This is a genomic window from Streptomyces sp. NPDC006265, from assembly GCF_040613555.1.
Classification (GTDB): domain Bacteria; phylum Actinomycetota; class Actinomycetes; order Streptomycetales; family Streptomycetaceae; genus Streptomyces.
The window spans coordinates 1-4,740 of sequence record NZ_JBEXSH010000725.1 but is presented as its reverse complement, the minus strand read 5'-3'; the positions used below and the strand labels follow the sequence as shown (position 1 = coordinate 4,740).

Sequence of the window (4,740 nt, the reverse complement as noted above, 5' to 3'; positions counted from 1 at the left end):
GTCGTCGTGTTCGAAGTCGCTTTCCGGGAGCCGGCTGCCGCAGGCCGCGCCCAGGGCGAGCAGCAGGACAGCGACGAGGATCTCAGCAACCCGGGACCGGCGACCCATTGCCGCTCATCTGCACCAGCGAGCACAGCGCCTTGACGGACACCTTCCAGGTGCCCTCCTCCTCGACGGCTGTCCCGGAGGCGTTCGGCAGAGCGGTGGCGCCCTTCAGGGTGAGTGTGTACGTCACGTCCGCTTCGGTCGCCGAGGTGAAGTCGACCTTGGTGACCTTCGCCTGGACCTGCCCGCCGCGCTCGTCGCCGCTGAAGGCCTGAAGGACCGGGCCCATCCGGTCGCCGTTCTGCAGGACGGCCTGCTTCTCCTCGGTCGAGGTCTTCGGATCGAAGAACTTCTCCCAGTTCTGCCGGATTTCCGCCTCCGCCGCGGCCCGGTCCGCCGGTGCGGAGGCCGGGGCGCTCGTGGTCCGCTCCGCCGTCGGGGTGGGAGGCGTGGACTCGCTGCCACCGCCGCTGTCGTCGCTGCAGGCCGCCAGGGCCGGGGCGAGGGCCAGGATCAGGGCGGCGGCGATCGCCGTACCCCGTCCCGCGGCTCGTGGACCCCCCGTCGCGTTCCCCCGCTTGAGGTCGCTGCCGAGAACCATCTGGCTCACCACCGGGTGTCGGTCCGGGCCATGTGCGCCCGGTGCTTTCAGGGTCAGCTTCCACAGGGCATAGTGCAAGCGATCGGCGGAGTTGAACAGGCAGCAGGACGCGCGCACTGCCGAATCCGACGTGTGGGAGCCAGCGATGCGGACCAGCCGACTTCGGACCGTGCATCCCGTCCTGTGGGCCGGCTGGGCGGCCCTGGCCGCCGGCGCGGTGCTGTGCGTCGTCGGCTGGTACGGAGTCTCCGGCGAGCGTTACGCCGAACGGCAGCTGCCCTACCTGGCCTCCTGCACGATCCCCGGTGCCGCACTGGTCGTCGCCGGGGCGGTGCTGCTGGCCCGGGGCCGGGAGTCGATCGCCGCCACGCGCGTGGAGGAGCTGTACGGCCTGCTGGTGGAGGACGGGCCGGCCGGGCCGGAGGAGAGCGGCCGGGCCGTTCTCGCGCCGCTCGCGGTCAGCGGCGACCTGCTGATGGTGCCGGGCGGCACGCTGTGGCACCGCGCGGACTGCCCGCTGGTCGCGGGCAAGGCGGAGGCGGTCCCGGTGGACTCCAAGCTGGTGGCGAGCGGTGAGCTGGGCCCCTGCCCGATCTGCGAGCCGGCCGAAGAATCCGACTGATGTCCTCGCTGACGTACGACCTCACCCTCGCCGGGCTCTCGGTCGGCAGTGCGGCGGCGCTGACCGGGATCGGCCTGATCGTGACGTACCGCGCGACGGGGGTGCTGAACTTCGCGCACGGCGCGATCGCGATGGTCTGCGCGTACGTACTGCGGCAGTGCGTGGTCGAGTGGGGCTGGCCGCTGTGGCTCGGGGCGGTGGTGACGCTGCTGGTGCTGGCGCCGGGGCTGGGTGTGGTCCTGGAGCGGTTCGTGTTCCGGCCCCTGGCGGTTCTGGGCGGTGACCCGGCGCAGACGCTGGTGGCGTCCATCGGGGTGTTCGTGCTGCTGGTGGGCGGGGCGGCGCTGCTGTGGGGGCAGGGGGCACGGGACGACGCGCCGGTGCTGGTGCCGGACGAGCCGTGGGGGCAGCTGGCGGTGGTGCTGGTGCTGGCCGCCGGGGTCGCGGCGGTGGTCCGCCGGACGCGGTTCGGGCGGGAGCTGCGTGCCGTCGTCGACGACCGGCGGCTCGCCGAACTGGGCGGCATCGACGCGGACCGGGTCGCGGCCACGGGCTGGGCCTTCGGCTCGTTCACGGCCGGTCTGACGGGGGTGCTGCTGGCGCCGTATGTGCGGCTCGACCCGTACGGTCTCTCGCTGCTGGTGATGGAGGTCGTCGCGGTCGCGGTGGCCGCCCGGATGCGGAGCCTGACCGTCGCGGTGGTGGTGGCGCTGGGCATCGGGGTGGCGCAGAGCCAGCTCACGCGGCTGCACCCCTCGGGCTGGGCCGAGCCGCTGCTGCTGGCGGCCGGCACGAACCTGTTCGTCGTCGCGCTGCTGGTCGCGGCCCTGGTCCTGCCGGGAGTCGGGGAGCGAGACGCGCTGCCCCGCACGGCCACGGCGCGGGTACCGACCCCGCCGGGTGCCTGGATCGTGGTGCTCGTGCTGTTCCTGCTGCCGCTGGGGCTCGCCGGCCGGGACCTGCACACCTCGGTCCAGGTCCCGGCGCTGGCCGTGATCCTGCTGTCCCTGGTGGTGGTCACCGGCCGCGGCGGCCAGATCTCCCTGGGGCAGGCGGCGTACGCGGGCTTGGGCGCCCTGTTCACGGCCCTGCTGGCGTCGGGCCGTTTCCCGGGGCTGCCCGCACTGCCGGAACTGGCCGCCCTCGCGATCGCGGTGGTCCTGGTGGCGCCGCTCGGTCTGCTCACCGGCTGGCCTGCCATCAGCCGCCGGGGCCTCGCCCTGGCGCTCGCGACGTTCGCGGTCGGCGTGGGGGTGAGCCGCTTCGTCTTCGCCCAGCCGTACGCCACCTCAGACCTGTCGCTGGGCCGTCCCGCGGGCTTCGACGGGGACCGGGCGTACTACATCCTGGAGCTGCTCCTGCTGGCGGTCGCGCTGCTGGCGGCGCACGCGCTGCGCCGGGGGCGGACCGGCCGGGCCCTGGCCGCCACGCGGGATCACGAGCGAGGTGCGCAGGCGGCGGGCGTCGGCGTGCCCTCCCTGAAGCTGCTGGCCTTCGTCGCGGGCGCCGCGCTGGCCGCGCTGGGCGGCGGCATGCTCGGCATGGGCCTGCGTGCGTTCGACGCCGCCGCCTACGACCCCGTGCGGGGCCTGCTGTGGTTCGCGGCGGTGGTGGTGCTGGGCGCCGACAGCACGCTCGGCGCCCTTGCCGCCGCGGCACTCCTGGTCGGGCTGGACGCGGGCACCCGCGGCGGTGTCGCGGCGGCCCTGGTCGGCATCCTGGCAATCCTGGTGGGCCGCTTCCCCGGCGGCCCGTACGAGGCGCTGCGCACAGCGGGGGAACGCCTGCGGCTGCGCCGCGCGCCGGCCCTGACCGCGGTGGGCGCCCGGGCCCGCGGGAGGCTGCGCCCGGCGGAGCCGGACCGGAGGGCACCGGTGCCGAGCGGGGCGACGGGCCTGGCACGGAGCGCGAAGGGCGGGAAGTCGGCGGGTCGGCGCGAGCACCGGGACACCGGGAGCACGCAGCGCAGCCCGTCGGGCCGGGCGGCCACCCGCCTGCCCAGCGTCGGCGGCCGCCCGCCGACGGGAGGGCCCGACAGGATCACCGGCCCCTCCGAGCCGCCTGCCGGCCGACCCGGGGCGACCACCGATCCCGAAGCGCCCCCCGGGCCCTCCTCGGCCGCCACGGCCCCCGCCGCTCCCCTCCTCACCGCCCGCCGGCTCCACGCGCACTACGGCCGTTTCACCGCCCTCGACGGGGTGGACCTGGACCTCTCCCCCGGCCGGATCACCGCGGTCGTGGGGCCCAACGGGGCCGGTAAGAGCACCCTGTTCCACTGTCTGGCCGGGACGCTGCGGCCCGCGCGCGGGACGGTGCGGCTCGGCGGGCGGGACATCACCGCGCTGCCCGCCCACGCCCGCACCCGGCTCGGCGTCGCACGCACCTTCCAGCAACTGGCCGTCTTCCCCTCGCTGACCGTGGCCGAGAACGTCCGGGTGGGTGCCGAGCAGGGCCGGGTGACCGACCCGGGTGCCGTGGAGCGCGCCCTGAGGCTGCTCGGGCTCGACGGGCCCGTGCGCGCCCTGCCCGCCGCAGGGCTGCCCACCGGGGCGCTGCGCCGCGTCGAACTGGCCCGGGTCCTCGCGGGCAGCCCCCGCATCCTCCTCCTCGACGAACCCGCCGCGGGTCTGGACACCGCCGAAGTGTCCGCCCTGGCCCGGGTCCTGAAGGCCCTGGCCGCCGACGGCGCGGCGCTCCTCGTCGTGGAGCACGACCTGGACCTGGTGGCCGGTCTCGCGGACGTCGTGCATGTGATGACCGCGGGCCGGATCGTCGCCTCCGGCCCGCCCGGACGCGTCCTGGACGCCCTGGAATCGGGGGCCGGCCGATGACGACCGTCGCCTTGCGCCACGCACGGGTGCGCTACGGCCCCCTGGAGGCCCTGCACGGCATCGGCCTCACCGCCCCCGGCCCGGGCCTCACCGTGCTGCTGGGCCGCAACGGCTCCGGCCGCACCACCGCCCTGCGCGCCCTGGCCGGCACGGTGCCCCTGTCGGGCGGCGCGGTGCTGTGGGACGGCGCCGACGTGACCCGCGTGCCCGCCTACGAACGCGCCCGGCGCGGGATGTGCCTGGTACCGGAGCGGCAGGCCGTGTTCGGCTCGCTCACCGTGCGCGAGAACCTCGAACTCGCCGCGCACGACCCCGCCGTGGCCCTCGACGCCTACCCGCAGCTGCGGCCCCTGCTCCAGCGGCGCGCCGGCTCCCTCTCCGGCGGGGAGCAGCGGATGCTCGCCCTCTCCCGGGCGCTGCTCGCACGCGCGCGGGTGGTGCTCGTCGACGAGCCCGCCCAGGGCATGTCGCCCGCGGTCGCGGCCCGGACGTACGAGCTGCTGGGCGCGCTCGAGGCGTGCGTGGTGCTCGCCGAGCAGCGGCTGCCGCCCGCCCTGCGGGGGCGGCCCGCGATCGTCTACGAACTGCGCCGCGGTGCCGTCGTGTTCGCCGGGGAGGCGGGTGAGCTCACGGATTGATCC

General features: G+C 76.0%; 4 protein-coding genes. 3 read left to right on the top strand and 1 reads right to left on the bottom strand.

Annotated elements, in window-relative coordinates; translation table 11 throughout:
- Positions 1 to 82: 82 nt before the first annotated feature.
- Positions 83 to 646: a hypothetical protein gene (locus ABZ281_RS38430; RefSeq protein WP_356662654.1), complete on the bottom strand. Its 564-nt coding sequence runs from the start codon at positions 644 to 646 to the stop codon at positions 83 to 85.
- 145 nt (positions 647 to 791) lie between these two features.
- Here ABZ281_RS38430 and ABZ281_RS38425 point away from each other — a divergent pair, with 145 nt between their 5' ends.
- The 3 genes from ABZ281_RS38425 to ABZ281_RS38415 are packed head-to-tail and all read left to right on the top strand — an operon-like array spanning position 792 to position 4,737.
- Positions 792 to 1,268 carry a hypothetical protein gene (locus ABZ281_RS38425; RefSeq protein WP_356662653.1) on the top strand — a complete coding sequence of 159 codons (477 nt, stop codon included), beginning with the start codon at positions 792 to 794 and terminating at the stop codon, positions 1,266 to 1,268.
- Positions 1,268 to 4,099, top strand: a complete 2,832-nt coding sequence (locus ABZ281_RS38420; RefSeq protein WP_356662652.1) for an ATP-binding cassette domain-containing protein — start codon at positions 1,268 to 1,270, stop codon at positions 4,097 to 4,099. Before ABZ281_RS38425 ends, ABZ281_RS38420 begins: the two co-directional genes overlap by 1 nt.
- Positions 4,096 to 4,737: an ATP-binding cassette domain-containing protein gene (locus tag ABZ281_RS38415; protein WP_356662651.1), complete on the top strand. Its 642-nt coding sequence runs from the start codon at positions 4,096 to 4,098 to the stop codon at positions 4,735 to 4,737. Before ABZ281_RS38420 ends, ABZ281_RS38415 begins: the two co-directional genes overlap by 4 nt.
- Positions 4,738 to 4,740: the final 3 nt, after the last annotated feature.